Annotated in this window: 17 protein-coding genes; 2 read left to right on the forward strand and 15 right to left on the reverse strand. The window is 63.6% G+C overall.

The genetic code is table 11. The features are described 5' to 3' along the window. From AAHE99_RS14825 to AAHE99_RS14860, 8 genes are read right to left on the reverse strand one after another with little or no spacing between them, the layout of a single operon-like run. A complete protein-coding gene (locus AAHE99_RS14825; protein ID WP_446728929.1) occupies nt 1-741 on the reverse strand; it encodes a DUF899 domain-containing protein in 741 nt (246 codons plus the stop codon). Next, on the reverse strand, nt 738-1,391 hold the full coding sequence (locus AAHE99_RS14830) for a Vgb family protein (RefSeq protein WP_342118121.1): 654 nt from the start codon (nt 1,389-1,391) through the stop codon (nt 738-740). The genes AAHE99_RS14825 and AAHE99_RS14830 overlap by 4 nt, the downstream gene beginning before the upstream one ends. Before the next feature lie 48 nt (nt 1,392-1,439). Next, a complete protein-coding gene (locus AAHE99_RS14835; protein ID WP_342118122.1) occupies nt 1,440-2,678 on the reverse strand; it encodes a helix-turn-helix domain-containing protein in 1,239 nt (412 codons plus the stop codon). Then, the gene (locus tag AAHE99_RS14840) at nt 2,678-3,145 is read right to left on the reverse strand and encodes a hypothetical protein (RefSeq protein ID WP_342118123.1); all 468 of its coding nucleotides are present in this window, start codon (nt 3,143-3,145) and stop codon (nt 2,678-2,680) included. Before AAHE99_RS14840 ends, AAHE99_RS14835 begins: the two co-directional genes overlap by 1 nt. Then, complete coding sequence (locus AAHE99_RS14845) at nt 3,142-3,699, reverse strand: DUF998 domain-containing protein (protein ID WP_342118124.1); 558 nt, start codon at nt 3,697-3,699, stop codon at nt 3,142-3,144. Before AAHE99_RS14845 ends, AAHE99_RS14840 begins: the two co-directional genes overlap by 4 nt. Next, entirely contained in the window at nt 3,696-4,529 is an 834-nt protein-coding gene (locus AAHE99_RS14850; RefSeq protein WP_342118125.1) for an alpha/beta hydrolase, read from the reverse strand. The genes AAHE99_RS14845 and AAHE99_RS14850 overlap by 4 nt, the downstream gene beginning before the upstream one ends. 12 nt (nt 4,530-4,541) lie before the next feature. Then, a complete protein-coding gene (locus AAHE99_RS14855) occupies nt 4,542-6,560 on the reverse strand; it encodes an ATP-dependent DNA helicase (RefSeq protein ID WP_446728930.1) in 2,019 nt (672 codons plus the stop codon). Nucleotides 6,561-6,586: 26 nt separating this feature from the next. Then, entirely contained in the window at nt 6,587-6,787 is a 201-nt protein-coding gene (locus tag AAHE99_RS14860; protein WP_161027760.1) for a YdcH family protein, read from the reverse strand. A 139-nt stretch (nt 6,788-6,926) separates the two neighbouring features. Between AAHE99_RS14860 and AAHE99_RS14865 the strand changes: the two genes are divergently transcribed. Continuing rightward, a complete protein-coding gene (locus tag AAHE99_RS14865; protein WP_342118126.1) occupies nt 6,927-7,733 on the forward strand; it encodes a PP2C family protein-serine/threonine phosphatase in 807 nt (268 codons plus the stop codon). Here AAHE99_RS14865 and AAHE99_RS14870 read toward each other — a convergent pair. The 7 genes from AAHE99_RS14870 to AAHE99_RS14900 all read right to left on the reverse strand — a co-directional run bounded on the left by AAHE99_RS14870 (nt 7,730) and on the right by AAHE99_RS14900 (nt 16,664). Further along, nucleotides 7,730-8,383 carry a hypothetical protein gene (locus AAHE99_RS14870; RefSeq protein ID WP_342118127.1) on the reverse strand — a complete coding sequence of 218 codons (654 nt, stop codon included), beginning with the start codon at nt 8,381-8,383 and terminating at the stop codon, nt 7,730-7,732. The genes AAHE99_RS14865 and AAHE99_RS14870 overlap by 4 nt on opposite strands. 13 nt (nt 8,384-8,396) lie before the next feature. Beyond that, nucleotides 8,397-9,494 (reverse strand): cell division protein ZapE, encoded by a 1,098-nt coding sequence (gene zapE, locus AAHE99_RS14875; protein WP_342118128.1) that lies wholly within the window; start codon nt 9,492-9,494, stop codon nt 8,397-8,399. A gap of 106 nt (nt 9,495-9,600) precedes the next feature. Next, nucleotides 9,601-11,034: a dihydrolipoyl dehydrogenase gene (lpdA, locus tag AAHE99_RS14880; RefSeq protein ID WP_342118129.1), complete on the reverse strand. Its 1,434-nt coding sequence runs from the start codon at nt 11,032-11,034 to the stop codon at nt 9,601-9,603. Nucleotides 11,035-11,049: 15 nt separating this feature from the next. Then, nucleotides 11,050-11,361 carry a PspC domain-containing protein gene (locus tag AAHE99_RS14885; RefSeq protein ID WP_342118130.1) on the reverse strand — a complete coding sequence of 104 codons (312 nt, stop codon included), beginning with the start codon at nt 11,359-11,361 and terminating at the stop codon, nt 11,050-11,052. Nucleotides 11,362-11,413: 52 nt separating this feature from the next. Further along, the gene (gene odhB / locus AAHE99_RS14890) at nt 11,414-12,661 is read right to left on the reverse strand and encodes a 2-oxoglutarate dehydrogenase complex dihydrolipoyllysine-residue succinyltransferase (protein WP_342118131.1); all 1,248 of its coding nucleotides are present in this window, start codon (nt 12,659-12,661) and stop codon (nt 11,414-11,416) included. A 74-nt stretch (nt 12,662-12,735) separates the two neighbouring features. Continuing rightward, the gene (locus AAHE99_RS14895; protein ID WP_342118132.1) at nt 12,736-15,591 is read right to left on the reverse strand and encodes a 2-oxoglutarate dehydrogenase E1 component; all 2,856 of its coding nucleotides are present in this window, start codon (nt 15,589-15,591) and stop codon (nt 12,736-12,738) included. 176 nt (nt 15,592-15,767) lie between these two features. Continuing rightward, nucleotides 15,768-16,664, reverse strand: a complete 897-nt coding sequence (locus AAHE99_RS14900; RefSeq protein WP_342118133.1) for a LysR family transcriptional regulator — start codon at nt 16,662-16,664, stop codon at nt 15,768-15,770. Nucleotides 16,665-16,766: 102 nt separating this feature from the next. On the opposite strand from AAHE99_RS14900, the gene AAHE99_RS14905 reads away from it, so the two are divergent. Beyond that, nucleotides 16,767-17,614, forward strand: an 848-nt coding sequence (locus tag AAHE99_RS14905; RefSeq protein WP_342118134.1) for an MBL fold metallo-hydrolase, incomplete at its 3' end; no start/stop codon positions are given.

The following is a 17,614-nucleotide window of genomic DNA, read 5'->3' on the forward strand; positions in this document are numbered from 1 at the left end:
TCAGGCGTGGGTGCAGCAGGATTTGGCGGCAGGCGCCTGCTGGTAGCGGTCGTGGTGCTTGACCCAGGCCATCGTATAAGGCAGCGCATCCTCGTTGCGCCCCAGCGGGGTAAGGTCTAGCAGGCGGTAAGTGTGCATCATCACTTCCACGCCGCGCCCAAAGGTCGAATACGTGTGGTAGACCACGCCCGCGTCATCCTGGTAGAAAACACTGACGCCTGGCGCGTCCTCGTGCGGGAATGGCTGGCCTATGTAGTTGTAATAAACCTCGCCTTGCGCCAGCTCCTCCGGCGCGAAGCTCACGTCGAAGTCGTAATTGAAATCGCTGTCGCCCGACGACACCCACTTGAATTGCCAGCCCATCTCCTCGCGCATGCGCTGCAAGCTGGCCAGCGGGGCGCGCGACACAACCACCAGGCTCACGTCGCGCTGCGACAAGTGCGGCAGCGCGCCGTCCGTATGGTCAGCCATGTAGGAGCAATGCGCGCAGCCACGTTCCTGCCCAGGCGCGAACATGAAATGCTGCACCACCAGCTGGCGGCGGCCTTCGAACAAGTCGGACAGCGAGCGTTTCCCCTGCTGCGTATCGAATACATACTGCTTGTCGACCTTCACCCATGGCAGCGCGCGCCGTTCACGGGCCAATTGGTCCTGCTGGCGCATAACTTCCTTCTCGCGCACCAGCAAGGCTTTGCGCTGCGCCACCCACTGTTCCTGATTGACGATGTTATGCATGGTCATTCTCCCCGTGGACGACGCACTGCGCGCACTTTGGCGCTGCCTCCACCGCCGGCATAGAACAGGCCCGCGCCGTCGGATTCCAGCCCGCTGACGAAGACACCGGGCGGCATTTGCAGGCGCTCCAGTACCTCGCCGGTCTTCGGGTCGATATGGCGGATATCGCTTTCCTCGCCTTCCCAAGTGGCGTGCCACAGCTCACCGTCCACCCAGGTCACGCCGGTGACGAAGCGGTTCGATTCGATGGTGCGGATGATGGCGCCGGTGTCCGGATCGATCTGGTGGATCTTGCGGTCGCGGTACTGGCCGACCCACAAGCTGCCCTCGGCCCAGGCCAGCCCCGAGTCGGCGCCGTGGCCCGGAGCCGGGATGGTCTTCAGCACCTTGCCGCTGGCCGGGTCGATCTTGTCGATGCGCTGTTCCGCGATCTGGTACAGGTATTTGCCATCGAAAGTGGTGCCGGCATCGGCCGGCAGTTCCAGCGAGCGCGCCTCCCGGCCGCTGGCGGGATCAAAGCCGATCAGGCGGGCGCCGGTGGCGGCCCACACCAGCTCACCGTCATGCGTGACGCCGCCGACATTCTTGACGCCCTCAAACGGGCCATATTCGCGCACGATTTCAGCGGTGCGCACCTTGCTTGTATTCCGGTTCATGGTCCAGCTCCTTATGTGGCGCGCCGTGTCTGGCGCCGCAAGTGAACTTTATTCCAATGGCAATGCAGCAGGGAGTAACAAGATTGTCGTGAATCCGGCGATCGGCGGCGCCAGCCAGCGCTGGGTGCGGGCCTTGCCGATCGAGCGCACCTGCCCTGCCGCTTCCAGCTCGGCCAGCGCGCGCTGGATGGTGCGCTGGCTGGCATCCAGTGCCAGCGCCAGTGCGGAGGTCGACCACGCCGCGCCATCGGACAGGAGCGCCAGCAGCGATGCCTGCTCGCCCGCGATAGGCGGCTCCAGCACGGCAAGCGGCCGGCCAGCGAGCGGGCGCATGGCAAAGCCGCTTGGCGTCGCGTCGATACTGGCCAGTCCTTTGACCAGCGCCCGCAATCGCCCTATCTCGACCCGCAGGCGCGCACGGTGGGTCTCGTCCGGCTGCCGCGTGCTAAACGCCCGTTCAATCAGCACGTCGCGTTCTGCGTCGCCAGGCCAGGCCTCGGCCATCACCCGGGCCAGGGCGAACAGCACCGGGCGCCGCGCCAGGGAATGCCAGCCTGTTCCGCCCGCATCGCCCGTGCCGATAGCGCGCCGGCATGCGTCCAGTACCAGCGCATCGGACGTCAGCAGCTGCGCAACTTCGTCCAGCGACACCGTCCTGGCAGCGACTCCGTCCGCGTTATGGCGGCGCGCTGCCGGACGTTCCAGCGCAGCGGCGGCTTCCTGTACCTCCGCCAGCAGCTCCGGCACCCCCGAGCGCGCGGCAGCAATCTGTGCGCGGGCCAGCGCGGCTCGCGCCGCTGCGGGATGCAGCGAACGCATTGCCAACTCGGCCGACGCCAGGTCGGCCACCGCCGCCAGGGCGGGAGTCAGCGCCCGCATATCGAGGCGCGACAGTTCGGCAGCGGCGGCCGCTAGCCGTCCAAGCAGCAAGGATCGCCGGGCTGCGATCAGGCGCGCCTGCAAGGCATTGCCATAATCGCCGTGCGACTCCAGCACTGCCAGCGCCGCCGACAACGCTCGCGGCGGAGCGCTGAAATCCCGCATGGCCAGCGCCACCTCGGCCTCCGCAATCACGCAGCGGGCGCGCGGCAGCGCTTCATGCATGCCGAAGCCGCGCGCCGCACGACGCAGCAACTCGCGCGCGCGCGGGTAATCCCCCAGGCGCGCCATGGCGATGCCGCGCAAGGCCAGCGCCGGGGGATCCTTGCGTAGCGCTACCTGTTTCAGTGCACCCAGGACATCGCCGCTGGCGAGTGAGCGCGCCGACGCGGTGATGAGGGAGTCCATTACGCGCGCAGCACGCGCGAGGCTGCGGCACGGAGCAGGATGCGCGAATACAGCTTATGGAAGCCAAGCAGCGCATGAAAAACCCCACCTTGCCGCGAACGCACGACGGCAGAACCAAAATACAAACGCGTCCCCTGCCCCTGCGGTTCCGCCATCAGCCAGGAACGCGTACTCCCGGCAAAGTCGCACATCAACAGCTGCTGCGGTGCGCGCCCCTCCACCGACCACGCCGCGAATTTCTCGCGCTGCCCGCCCGCCAGCTCGCGTGCTTCGTCATCGTGCGATGGCCGCGCAACAAATAAGGCCAGCAACAAGCGCTCCAGCTTGAAGACGGCCGTGGTGTAGAAGGCCTCGACGAAGGCCGCATGGCTCACCTGCCCCGGCACATCGATGGCGAAGCAATCGGTGTAAGCACCCTGCTCACGGTAACGCTGCAACAAAGCCTGCTCAGGTAGATCTGCGATCATAAATAAGCCCACCATAAGGAAAACGCCAGGCCGCCGAACAGGCACGACTCGGCGACGCGTTGCAGCGCGCCACGCCAGCCCGTCGACGGCATCACGCCAATCAGGAAACCACTGCCAAGCACGATCACGCCGCACCATTGGGTAAGCGGCCCATGCCGCGGCGCCATGGCGATCAGCGCCAGGCCGCCGCCGACGTATTCAACGCCACCGGCCAGGTTATGCAAAGCCTGGCGCGGACTTCCCGTGCCCGGCGACCCTGGATCGCAAGGAAAAAACGCAGCACCGATGTAGCCCACCGCGATGCAAAGCGCCAGGCGTGCGCTGTGCGGCTGCTCGCGCCACATCAACCCGGCCACAGCCAGCAGCAGCAAGCCCACCGGCAGGAACATGCCAAACGCCACCAGGCGCTGGTCGCGCGCGCCTTGCTCTCCCAGTTCGCTGATGGTGTGGGCCCAATGGCTATAGCCCGCCTTGCGGCGGCCAAGCACGGCGCAGGCGGCAGCCAGGTACGCTGCCACCGCAACAGATACAAATTGGGCCGCGATGATATTCATTTAACAAGCATAACATCGATGAAGGCGGCCAGTCGGGCCTTGTACTGAACCGGGTCGTAGGCGTACAAATCCTGGTGCGCCGCGCCTTCCACCAGCCACAGCTCCTTGCGGCCGGCGGCCGCGTCGAACATGCGGCGCGTCTCCGCCGGCGGCGTTTGTTCGTCGCGCATGCCGCCTGCCACCAGCACCGGGACTTGCAGCTTACGCACCACCTGCAGCGGCCGCAGCTCGTCAAGGCCAACGCCGGCGCGCAAGGGGACCTGCAGGTAAAGCAAGGGTGCGGCAAGGCGCCCGGCGAGGCCGAAGCGCATGGCCAGCCGGTTCGCCACCGCGTCCTCAATCGCCGGAAAGACTGATTCGAGCACGAAGGCATCCGCCGCCAGCGGCCCATCGCCCAGGAGCGCCGCCGCGCCGCCCAGCGATTGCCCTATCACGAGCACCTTGCTGCAGCCCTGCCCGCGCAGGTAGGCGACGCCATTGCGGGCGTCCTGCGCTTCGCGGTAGCCGAAAGTGATCATATCGCCCGGCGTCTCGCCATGGGCCTGCAGATCGATTGAGAGAGAAGTCAGGCCAAGCTCGCGCAGCATGGCCGCACGCGCCGCCATCACACTGCGGTCGGCGCGGATGCCATGCATCAGCAAGGCGCAGTGCACGGCGCCGGCCACGCGCAGGAGGGAGCCGCGCGTGCGCTCGATCTGGACGTTTTCAAAACCGTTGCCCGGCATGCGCACCGGATGGTTGACCGGCTGCGACAGCTGGCTGCCGGCGCGCCACACTGCGGCAAGGGCCAGCAGCGCGCAGATGGCAAAGGCGATCCGCAGCAGCCGCATGGCGACCTACCTTTACCGGTCGCCCTGGAAGAAGGCGATCACGTCAGCCGCCTCGCGGGTGCGCTTGAACGGCGGCAGGCTTTGCCAGATGCGGCGGCCGTAAGGCTTGGAGATCACGCGCGGGTCGCACAGCATCAGCACCCCACGGTCGCTTTCGTCGCGGATCAGGCGGCCAGCGCCCTGCTTCAGGTTGATGATGGCTTCCGGCAGGGTGTGTCCCATGAAGCCGTTCAGGCCCTGGCGCTCCATTACTTCGATACGGGCGGCCAGCACCGGGTCGTCCGGCGGCGCAAATGGCAGCTTGTCGATGATCACCAGCGACAGCGCATCGCCGCGCACGTCCACACCTTCCCAGAAGCTTTGCGAGCCAATCAGCACGCCGTTGCCGGCCTTGCGGAACTGGTCCAGCAGCTCGGTGCGGCCACGGTCGCCCTGCACGAACAGCGGGAACTTCAGGCCGCGCTTCTCGAACTCGTCGCGCAGGCGGTCGGCGGCGCGCTTGACGGCGCGCAACGTGGTGCACAGCAGGAAGGTGCGGCCGCCGGCGGCTTCGATGATCGGCAGCGCGGCATCCAGCACGGCGTCGGTGTAGCCCATCGAATTCGGGTCCGGCAGGCCTTGCGGCACATACAGGATGCCCTGCTCTTCGTAGTTGAACGGGCTTGGCCAATTGCGCGCGGTTTCGTTCTCCAGCCCCATTTGCTGGGCGAAATGGGTAAAGTCGTTCTTCACCGCCAGCGTGGCGGAGGTGAAGATCCAGCTGCGCGGCACGCCTTCGCGCTGGCCGTTGAAGATCGGCGCGATCGACAGCGGGGTCTTATGCAGTTGCAACGAGCTTTGGAAGGCTTCCACCCAGAACACGGCTTCCTCGCCTGGCGTCACCTTGGCCTTGGGATCGAACTTCCAGGCTTCCAGCTTGGCCGACAGTTCGTTGCCCCGCACCCGGCACTGCTCGATGGTTTCGGCGCGCTCGGCGTTCCGTTCCAGCACGGCGATCATGTCGATCAGCTCGTCCTTCAGCGTTTGCAGCGCGGGGAAGAAATCGCTCGACGGCGCGATCTGCGGCAGCGACATGCGCACGATGTCCTGGCTGAAGGTCAGGCGCAGGTCGCGCGCAGCTTTCTCCACCGGCGTCACAACCTTGGCCCACTCGGCGCCGTCGCGCGCATGCGCCAGGCCCTCGGCCAGCACGTCGCGGCACAGCTCCAGGATCTGCGAGGTCGAGATCGTGTCGCCGAAGAACAGCGTGGCGGTATCCGGCAGCTGGTGCGCCTCGTCGAAGATCACGGTATTCGCAGCGGGCAGCAGTTCGGCCACGCCGGTATCCTTCAGCGCCACGTCGGCGAAGAACAGGTGGTGGTTGACTACCACCACGTCGGCCTGCTGCGCCTCGCGGCGCGCCTTCATCACGAAGCAGTCCTGGTAGTACTGGCACTCCTGCCCCATGCAGTTCTCGCGGGTGGAAGTCACCAGGTTCCAGATCAGCGCATTTTCCGGCACGCGCGCCAGCTCCGCCTTGTCGCCGGTGCTGGTCATCTTCAGGAAACGCTGGATTTCGCGCAGGTTGCCGACATCCTCGCGCGAGGTCATGCGGCCGTTCTGCAGCGTGCGTTCCAGGTGGTAGTGGCACAGGTAGTTGGAGCGCCCCTTGAGCAGCGCCACCGACACCGGCGCCTGCAGCGCGGAACGGATGGTCGGGATATCGCGCAGGAACAGCTGGTCCTGCAGGTTCTTGGTGCCGGTGGAAACGATGGTCTTGCCGCCCCACAGCAGCGCCGGCACCAGGTAGGCAAAGGTCTTGCCGGTGCCGGTGCCCGCTTCCGCGATCAGGGTCTGCTGCTTGGCGATAGCGTCGGCAATCGCCTTGGCCATCTCGGTCTGCGATTTGCGCGGGCGAAAACCGCCAACGGCCGGGCCCAAGGGGCCGCCGGGACCGAACAGGCGCTCGATGTCGGCATCGTGGGCGCCCGCCGGGAAAACGGGCTCATTCGGCGCGCCGGGAGCGGGCGTCGGCTGTTGTGGATCAGTCAAGTTCGTAATGGGATCAATGGCCCTGCTCAGGCCGGTACGTCGGGCACCAATTGCATTTTCAGCAGGGTGATATAGTCTTTCAGTTGCAGTTTGCGCTTCTTGAGGCGGCGCAACTGAAGTTGATCGTGATGACCATCCAGGGTCAACATTTCGATCACAGCGTCCAGGTCGCGGTGCTCGACATCGAGTTCAATGATGCGGCGCTGGATTTCCTCTTTGTTGATCATATGGTGAAAGTCGTCTGCACGATTGCGTTGAGCGTTTACTTACAGTTTCGTTTGGACAACAATCTATACTTGCAACAAAACTGCATACAGGTGCATAGTTTAACTCAGGTGGACATTGGAAAGAAGCTGTCAAGACCCTATGAGCACGTACAAGATCGAGGCCGGCACTGCCCAGCATATCGGTAGCCGTCCCCAGCAAAATGACCGTGTGGCGCTGTTTACCGCGCCCAAAGCGCCCGGCTATGTGCTCGCCGTGCTGGCAGATGGCGTGAGTGGAGGCGCCGCCGGCGCCGAACAGGTATTACACACGGCCAAACAATTATTCGACGAATACCGCGCGTCCGAAACCGTCAGCCTGCCCCGGGTCGAAGAGCTGCTGCGCGAAATCGCCCACGACGTCCACCAGATCCTGGTGATGGACCCGCGCACCGGCGCCAGCGAGCCGCAGGCATCGATGGTGCTTTTGCTGCTGACACCGGCCCGCCAGGCGGCCTGGGCCTTCGTGGGCGACTCAAGATTGTATCGTTTTGACAACAAAGAATGCGTCGGCCGCAGCAGCGACGCCGAGTACGTGGCCTACCTGATGGAACAGGAAAAGCTGCCGGAAGAGGCGGCGCGCAAGCACCGCCAGGCCAAGATGCTGAATAACGTGCTGGGCAACAAGCAGAAGGAACCCTTCATCGCCTACGGCCTGCAGGAAAACCTGAAAGCCGGCGACGCCTTCCTGCTTTGTTCGGATGGGCTGTGGTCCTACTTTGCCGACGTGGAGCTGGCGACTGTCGTCGCCAAGAAGTCGCCGCGCGAGGCGGCTGAAATGCTGGTCAACAAGGCCCGCGAACGGGCGCAGGGCAAGGGCGATAACTGCTCGATGGCGATCATCAAACTGGTGGCCCCGCCCAAGGAAGAAGTGAATTACACGGTGCAGAAGCTGCGCAAGGCGGTTTAATTCTTTTGCTGCGCCTCCGCGGCGCGGCGTTTCTTCTCTTCTTTCTCGGCCAGCTTGGCCTTGATTTCAGCTTGCCGCTTTTCGGATGCTGCTTTCTTACGTTCGAATTCGGCGGCCTTGCTGGCGCGCTGCGGCGCCTCCGCCGCTTCCTTGGCGGCGCGCGCACGCTCGCGGGCATCGTGCTCGGCCTGGCGCTGTTCCAGCGAAACGGCGGCCGGTTTGGGCAGTGGCTTGGCGTCAGGGGCCGGCTTGGGCGGCTTGGGATTGGCGGCGTTGTAGGCTGCTTCCGCCGCATCCTTCTGGGCGCGGTCTTCCAGCTCGCGGTCGCGCTGCTCCACCGCCTGGCGGCGCTTGTAGTAGCTCGCTTCCACTTCCACCTGGCGCAGTTCGGCCAGGCGCAGGCGGCGCTGCTCCTTGGCCTTGTCCAGGCAGTTATTGACGAAGAACTTGTCGTAGCAAACCTGTTCGCTGGCGGCGAATTCGGCTTCCACCGCTTCGCGATCCTTCTTCACCTGCGCCAGGCGCGCGTCGGCCTGCTCCACCGAATGGGTTTGCGGGATGCGCGGGGCGCCGATCGTTGCCGGACGGCCGATATCCTGCGCCAGCGTCACGCCGGGCAGCATCAGCGCCAGCCAGATCCAGTTCTTCAAATTTCTCTCCTTGTCAGGACAGCTTGTCGGCAGCGCCGCGCTGTTCCTTTTCCATATACTCGCGCGATTGCATCTCGACGATGCGCGACACGGTACGGTGGAATTCATTGGCCAGCGCGCCGCTCGTGTACAGTTCTTCCGGCTCCACTTCGGCCGACATGATCAGCTTGACCTTCTGGTCGTAGAACACGTCGATCAGCCAGGTGAAGCGGCGGGCTTCGGACGACTGGCCGGCCGACATCATCGGAATACCGGACAATATCACGGTATGGAAGCGGCTGGCGATCTCCAGGTAGTCGTTCTGCGAGCGCGGGCCGCCGCACAGCGTGGCGAAGTCGAACCAGACGATAGTGCCGGCGCGGCGCAGGGCCTTCAGCTCGCGGCCTTCGACGTGGATGTGCGGGTCTTCGTCGGCCGTTTCGGCGATGCGGGCGAAGGCTTCGCGCAAGTGCGCGTCGGTTTGCGCGCCCAGCGGCGTGTAATAGGCGTCCACCTGCTCCAGGGCGCGGCCGCGGTAGTCGACGCCGGCGTCCACGTTCAGCACGTCCATCTTTTCCTTCAGCAGGGCGATGGTGGGCAGGATGCGGTCGCGGTGCAGGCCGTCCGGGTACAGGGTGGACGGCTCGTAGTTCGAAGTCATGATGAAGGAGACGCCGTTGTCGTACAGGGCCTTCATCAGGTTGTACAGGATCATGGCGTCGGCCACGTCCGATACGTGGAATTCATCGAAGCAGATCAGGCGGTATTTCCTGGCGATGCGTTTTGCGACTTCATCCAGCGGGTCTTCGACGCCGCGCAGCTCGTCCAGCTGCATGTGGACGTCGCGCATGAATTCGTGGAAGTGCAGGCGCGTTTTGCGCACCAGGGGCACCACCGAGTAGAACGAATCCATCAGGAAGGACTTGCCGCGCCCTACCCCGCCCCACATGTACACGCCGCGCGGCGGTGTTGGACGGTTGATCAGGCGTTTGAAGCTGTTCGAGCGCTGGGACTTGTACTGCACCCATTCGTCGAAGCACTGCTGCAGGCGGTCGACGGCGCGCTTTTGGGCGGCGTCGGCTTTGAAGTCGCGCTGCTCTAGCGCGTGCTGGTAAAACTCTTGGACGTTCATTATCTTGAACCGGTAAACCAGTGTCAGACCCACAGGGTCAGACACTTATGACGCGGCGGTCGCGGGCCCAGTGCCTGCCCCTGCGGGTCAGGCACTGGTTTTCCGGTTAGAAGTTCAGCGTACGCTTATCAACAGCCAGCGCGGCTTCCTTGGTCGCTTCCGACAGCGATGGGTGTGCGTGGCAGATGCGCGCGATGTCTTCAGCCGAAGCCTTGAACTCCATCGCCACCACGGCTTCGGAAATCAGCTCGGAAGCCATTGGGCCAACGATATGCACGCCCAGGATCTCGTCGGTGGTCGCATCGGCCAGGAACTTGACCATGCCGTTGGTATCGCCCAGCGCACGTGCGCGGCCGTTCGCCAGGAATGGGAAGGTACCGGCTTTGTAAGCGACGCCTTCCGCCTTCAGTTGCTGCTCGGTCTTGCCCACGGAAGCGATTTCCGGATGGGTATAGATCACGGACGGCAGGGTGTTGAAGTTGCAGTGGCCATGCTGGCCGGCGATGCGCTCGGCAACTGCAACGCCCTCTTCTTCCGCCTTGTGCGCCAGCATCGGGCCACGTACTACGTCGCCGATTGCCCACACGTTTGGCAGGTTGGTCTTGCAGTCTTCGTCCACGGTGATCATGCCGCGCTCGTCGACCGCCAGGCCCACTTTGTCGGCGCCCAGGCCGATGGTGTTGGCGGTACGGCCGATCGACACGATCAGCTTGTCGAACACGGTCTTCTGCGCTTCGCCCTTGGCGTCGGTGTATTCAACGGTGACGTTGTCCTTGCCCGCTTCGACCTTGGAGATCTTGCAGCCCAGGTTGATCGACAGGCCCTGCTTGGTCAGCAGCTTGTGCGCCTCCTTGGCGATCTGCTCGTCGACTGCGCCCAGGAAGGTTGGCAGGCCTTCCAGCACGGTCACTTCCGAACCCAGGCGGCGCCATACGGAGCCCAGTTCCAGGCCGATCACGCCGGCGCCGATCACGCCCAGCTTGGCCGGTACGGTTTCGATGTTCAGGGCGCCGGTGTTCGACAGGATCAGCTTCTCGTCGAATGGCGCGCCTGGCAGTGCGCGTGGGTTGGAACCGGTGGCAACGATGATCTGCTTGCCGGTGATGGTTTCGGTGGTCTGGCCGGAGATGGCGATCGGGTAGCCTTCAGCACCAGCGGCGCCGGCGAACGCGCCGCGGCCGTGGAAGAAGGTCACCTTGTTTTTCTTGAACAGGAACAGGATGCCGTCGTTGTTCTGCTTAACCACGGTGTTCTTACGCTTCAGCATTTGGGCTACGTCGAAGGACAGGCCTTCCACGTTGATGCCGTGCTCCTTGAAGCCGTGCGATGCGTGTTCGAAGTGTTCGGACGATTGCAGCAGCGCTTTCGATGGGATGCAGCCTACGTTGGTGCAGGTGCCGCCTGGTGCTGGCTTGCCGGCGTCGTTGCTCCATTCGTCGATACAGGCTACGGAGAAGCCCAGTTGCGCTGCGCGGATGGCGGCGATGTAACCGCCAGGACCGGCGCCGATAACTACTACGTCAAATTGTTTGTTGCTCATGTCTTTTCCCAATCATTACTCGTCCATGGGGACGAAGATCCACAGGAGGATGTAGGCCAGCACGCCGAAACCGACGGTGGCCGTGAACAGTACGAAGATCAGGCGCCAGATCCAGGACTCGATGCCGGTCTGCTTGGCGATGCCGCCACAAACGCCGGCGATCCACTGGTCGTTGCGGGAACGGCGGAACTTGCCGACTTCAGTGGCGAAGTCGCTGGATGGTGATCCTTGCAGCAGTTTTTCCTTGGCACGGGCGAATTCTTCATCGCTCAGGGCACCGGCCTGGTGCAGTTCGTGCAGGCGCTTCAGTTCTTCGGAGACGCTCATTTAACCTCTCTTCACTAATGCGAAAGGCCGCCCTCGCGGGCTGCCGGGCCGATTACAGGTCCAGCAGCAGGCGCGCTGGATCTTCCAGGGCTTCCTTCATTGCTACCAGGCCCAGGACAGCTTCGCGGCCGTCGATGATACGGTGGTCGTAGGACATCGCCAGGTAGTTCATTGGGCGAATCACGATCTGGCCGTCAACGACAACAGCGCGGTCCTTGGTGGCGTGCACGCCCAGGATTGCCGATTGTGGTGGGTTGATGATCGGGGTCGACAGCATGGAGCCGAAGGTGCCGCCGTTCGAGATGGAGAAGGTACCGCCGGTCAGGTCTTCCAGGGTCAGCTTGCCTTCCTTGGCTTTCGCGCCGAATTCACCGATCTTCTTCTCGATCTCGGCGATGCTCATCTGGTCTGCGTTGCGCAGGATAGGCACCACCAGGCCGCGTGGCGAACCCACAGCGATACCGATGTCGAAGTAGCCGTGGTAGACGATGTCGTTGCCGTCAACCGAAGCGTTCAGGATCGGGTACTTCTTCAGCGCGTGCACAGCGGCCTTGACGAAGAAGGACATGAAGCCCAGCTTCACGCCGTGCTCTTTCTCGAACTTGTCCTTGTACTTGTTACGCAGGTCCATGACTGGCTTCATGTCGACTTCATTGAAGGTGGTCAGGATCGCGTTGGTGGACTGGGACTCAACCAGGCGCTCGGCGATACGTGCGCGCAGGCGGCTCATTGGCACGCGCTCTTCCGGACGGTCGCCCAGGTTGGCGGCGGCAGGAGCAGCCACCTTCGGCAGCGATGCCTGAGGAGCGGCGGCAGCCAGCGGTGCCGGAGCAGCTGGTTTCGGTGCAGCGGCAGCGGCCAAGGCGTCGCCCTTGGTCACGCGGCCATCGCGGCCAGAGCCGGCTACGTCGCCAGCGGAGATGCCGGCTTCGGACAGGATCTTGGCGGCAGCAGGCATCGCCACGCCGGACTTGTCGGCACCAGCAGCGGCAGGAGCAGCGGCTGGAGCGGCAGCAGGAGCGGCGGCGGCAGGAGCCGAAGGAGCGGCGCCAGCGGCAGCGTCGGTATCGATGATGGCGATCACTTCGCCGGCAACAACGGTGGCGCCGTTGTCTTTGATGATTTGCACAACCACGCCAGCGCCTGGAGCCGGCAGTTCCAGCACGACCTTATCGGTCTCGATGTCGATCATGTTTTCGTCGCGCGCTACAGCTTCGCCGACTTTCTTGTGCCAGGTCAGCAGGGTCGCTTCAGCGACGGATTCCGACAGTTGAGGAACTTTAACTTCGATTTGTGCCATTTGTTTTTTACTCCGTATCTTGTGTATTTTTAGCGCCGCCCGCTCGTGGCGGGCGGCTCACCCGCTAATGCCGATTACTTGGTCAGAATGAAGCCTTTGAGCTTCGAGAACGCAGTTTCCAGCAGTTCTTTCTGCTGCGCGTAATGCTTGTCGTAGTAACCCACGGCAGGCGATGCGGAGGCTGGACGGCCGGCGTATGCCAGCTTCTGGCCAGCTTCCATGGCCTCGAAGATGTTGTGCTGGATCTGGAACCAAGGACCCTGGTTCTGCGGCTCGTCCTGGGTCCACACCACTTCGGCCAGGCTCGGGAACTTCTTCAGTTCAGCAGCGAAGGCCTTGTGCGGGAACGGATACAGCTGCTCGATACGGATAATGGCCGTATCGGTCACGCCACGGGTCTTGCGGGTGTTGGCGATGTCGTAGTACACCTTGCCCGAGCAGACGATCACGCGCTTGACCTTCTTCGGATCGATCTTGTCGTCCACTTCGCCGATCACGGTCTGGAAGGCGCCCTTCGCCAGCTGCTCCAGCGGGGAACCGGCATCCTTGTTACGCAGCAGCGACTTAGGAGTCAGGATCACCAGCGGCTTACGGAACTGGCGCACCATCTGGCGGCGCAGCACGTGGAAGATCTGCGATGCGGTGGTCGGCTGCACCACTTGCATATTGTTGTCAGCGCACAGCTGCAGGAAACGCTCCGGGCGGCACGACGAGTGCTCTGGGCCCTGGCCTTCGTAACCGTGCGGCAGCATCATGACCAGGCCGGAGGCGCGGCCCCACTTCACTTCGCCGGAGCTGATGAACTGGTCGATCACAACCTGGGCGCCGTTGACGAAGTCGCCGAACTGGGCTTCCCAGATGGTCAGGGTGTTAGGCTCGGCGGTCGAGTAGCCGTATTCGAAGCCCAGCACTGCCTCTTCGGACAGCACGGAGTCGATCACGGTGAACGGCGCCTGGCCTTCGGAGATGTTCTGCAGCGGCACGTAGGAACCTGCGTCCCAACGCTCGCGGTTCTGGTCGTGCAGCACAGCGTGACGGTGCACGAAGGTGCCGCGGCCGGCGTCCTGGCCGGTCAGACGCACTGCGTAGCCGGAGGAAACCAGGGACGCGAAGGCCAGGTGTTCACCCATGCCCCAATCCAGGTTCATTTCACCCTTGCCCATGGCAGCGCGGTCGCCCAGCACTTTTTCCACCAGCGAGTGCACTTTGAAGTCGGCTGGCACGGTGGTGATCGCGGCGGCCAGGCGTTTCAGTTCGGTCATCGGCACGGCGGTATCGGCCGCGTCGGTCCACTTGCGGTTCAGGAACGGCAGCCAGTCAACGGCATACTTGTTCTTGAAGTTGGAGATCACCGGATCGATGGTGTGCTTGCCCTGGTCCATCGCAGCGCGGTAAGCAGCCACCATGGCGTCGCCGCCGTCGGCCGGGATCACGCCTTGCGCGATCAGCTTGTCCGCGTACATCTTGCGGGTGCCTGGGTGCTTGGCGATCTTCTTGTACATCAGCGGCTGGGTCAGCGCTGGGGTGTCCTGCTCGTTGTGGCCCAGTTTGCGGTAGCAAATGATGTCGACAACGATGTCTTTCTTGAACTGCTGGCGGTAATCCATCGCGATCTGGGAAGCCAGAACCACGGCTTCAGGATCGTCGGCGTTCACGTGCAGTACCGGTGCTTCGATCATCTTCACGACGTCGGAGCAGTAGGTGGTGGAGCGTGCATCGCGTGGATCGGAAGTGGTGAAGCCGATCTGGTTGTTGATCACGATGTGCACGGTACCGCCGGTGCCGTAGCCACGGGTCTGCGCCAGGTTCAGGGTTTCCATCACAACGCCCTGGCCTGCGAATGCCGCATCGCCGTGCACCAGGATTGGCAGCACTTGCTGGCCTTCCTTGTCGCCGCGGCGGTCCATACGCGCCTTCACGGAACCTTCAACCACCGGGTTGACGATTTCCAGGTGGGACGGGTTGAACGCCAGCGACAGGTGGACCGGGCCGCCTGCGGTGGAGATGTCGGACGAGAAGCCCTGGTGGTATTTCACGTCGCCGGCTGGCAGGTCGTCAGCGTGCTTGCCTTCGAATTCTTCGAACAGGTCCTTAGGCGCCTTGCCCAGGGTATTCACCAGCACGTTCAGACGGCCGCGGTGGGCCATGCCGATCACGATTTCCTGCACGCCTTTTTCGCCGGCGCGCTGGATGATTTCATCGATCGAAGCGATGAAGGTCTCGCCGCCTTCCAGCGAGAAGCGCTTCTGGCCGACGTACTTGGTGTGGAGGTAGCGCTCCAGGCCTTCAGCGGCGGTCAGGCGCTCCAGGATGTGCTTTTTCTTTTCGGCGGTGAAGTTAGGGGTCGAACGGATCGACTCCAGGCGCTCCTGCAGCCAGCGCTTCTCGGCTGGGTCGGAGATGTACATGTATTCCGCACCGATCGAGCGGGTGTAGGTGTCGCGCAGCAGGTTGACCAGGTCGCGCAGGGTCGCGGTCTCTGGGCCGAAGTAGGTGTTGCTGATGTTGAAGACGGTGTCCTGGTCGGCATCGGTGAAGCCGTAGAAGGATGGCTCGAGTTCAGGGATGTTCGGACGTTCCTGGCGCTGCAGCGGGTCCAGGTTGGCCCAGCGAGAGCCCAGGTAGCGGTAGGCTGCGATCAGCTGGGTAGCGGCCACGCGCTTGCGGCCCATTTCGGCGTCGGACGATGCGACGATGGTACGCATCGGGCCAGCTTTCGCGCGTTCGGCGAAGGAGGCGATGACGGACGAGTGGATGACGTCTGGTTTAGCGCTGCCGTCGACTGCCGGCACGTTCTGCATGGCGTCGAAATACTGGCGCCAGTTGTCTGGCACGGAGCCAGGATTCTCGAGGTACGCTTCGTACAGTTCTTCTACGTACGGCGCATTCCCACCAAACAGGTAGGACGTGGACGTCTTTTGTTGCATCATTTCTTTGCTCACCTTTCTTCGCGCTTCGCGAGGAATTAGCGGGTTGTTCAAACCTTCCGCGACACGGCCTGACCGGTTAGCGGATTGCACATCAAGTTGTGGGGGAAGGGCTCTGTTGTTTCCAGATTTTCCAAAAACGGTCGCTTAGCATAGCACGTGTCATTGAACTGCAACAACTAAAACTCCGCGCCATGGCGGGCAAACCAGTCGGCCAGATAGTCCAGTAAAGCCCTTAATGCCGGCGGCATGTGCTGGCGTGATGTATAAATGGCATGCATACCCAGCGCCTGCGGTTGCCAATCCGGCAAGACCTCCACCAGCCGGCCCGCCGCGATTTCCGGCAGCACGACAAAGCGCGGCTGCATTGCAATCCCCACGCCCTGCCCCGCCGCCGCCAGCAGCGCCATCGACTCGTTCGAGGTCATGCTGCCGCTCACCGGCACCTCCACCACGCCCGCGCCGCGAGCCAGCTGCCACACGCTCTTGCCGAAATAGCTATACGCCAGGCAGTTATGCCGCGCCAGCTCCTGTGGCCCGCTGGGCGTCCCATGCTCCGCCAGATAGGCCGGCGCCGCACACAGCATCGACCGGCACTCCCCCAGCTTGCGCGCAATCTGGTTCGGCTCCAGCGCATTGGTAATCCTGATCGCCAGGTCGATCCGCTGCTCCACCAGGTTGACCGCCCGGTTATCGACCTGCAGATCGACCGTCACCTGCGGATACCGGCGCAAAAATCCCCCCAGCGCATCAGCCAGCGCCGTCTGTGCCAGAAACTGCGCGCAAGCCACCCGCAACAAACCGCGCGGCTCCCCCGCCCCCGCATCGCCCGCCGCCGGGATGGCGCCCGCAAGCGCCAGCAACTCCCGGCAGCGCGCCAATGTCACCTCCCCCGCCGCCGTCAGCCCCAGGCGCCGCGTAGTCCGGTGCAGCAAGCGCGCCCCCGCCCACTCCTCCATCTCCGCCAGATAGCGCGTCACCATGGCGCGCGACATATCCAGTGCCTCCGCCGCACCGGCCAGGCTGCCACGCTCCGCAATGGTGACAAAGACGCTCGCCGACGTGATTCGATCCATATGAACGATTTAAGCAATAAACCGTTTCAATATACCCTATTTTTCGATCATGTCAGGACACCTACACTGGCAAGCATCCATTCACCGCAAAGGACCAGCAACATGATCAAGCACACCCTCGCCGCCGCAGCCCTCGCCGCCAGTACCGCCGCCAACGCCGCCGCCCCACTCACGCTGGAAGTCTTCAACCCAGGCGAAGCCGCCATCTTCCCCGTCGCCTCCGTCCTGGTGAAGGGCAAAAAAGACGCCGTCCTGGTCGATGCCCAATTTTCCCGTGCCGAAGCCGAGAAGCTCGCCGCCCAAATCAAAGCCAGCGGCAAGCGCCTCACCACCATTTACGTCAGCCACGGCGACCCCGACTTCTACTTCGGCCTCGACGTGCTGAAAGCCGCCTTCCCCCAAGCCCGCGTGGTTGCCCGCGCCACCACCATTGCCGCAATGGAAAAGAAAGCCCAGGCCAAAGTCACCTACTGGGGTCCCATCCTGGGCGCCAACGCCCCCAAAGGCATCGTGATGCCAGAGCTGCTGGATGGCGACATCGAACTGGAAGGCCAAAAGCTGCAAATCCAGGGCCAGGGCGACCGCAGCTACGTCTGGATCCCCTCGATCAAAGCCGTGGTTGGCGGCGTAGTCCTGTTCAAAGGCCTGCACGTCTGGGTCGCCGACACCCAGACACCCGAATCCCGCGCCCAATGGCTGCACGTACTGGACGACATGTCCAAGCTGAAGCCAGTCACCGTCGTTCCCGGCCACTTCGCCCCCGGCGCCGCATTGACGCCCGACGCCATCAGCTACACCGCCGACTACCTGCGCCGCTTCGAAACCGCCACGCCAATAGCCACCAACAGCGCCGCCCTGGTCGAGACCATGAAGACCGCCTACCCATCGGCCGGCCTCGAAAGCGCCCTCCAACTGAGCGCCAAAGTCGCCAAAGGCGAACTCGCCTGGTA

This window comes from Pseudoduganella sp. OTU4001 (assembly GCF_038440195.1).
GTDB lineage: Bacteria > Pseudomonadota > Gammaproteobacteria > Burkholderiales > Burkholderiaceae_D > Rugamonas.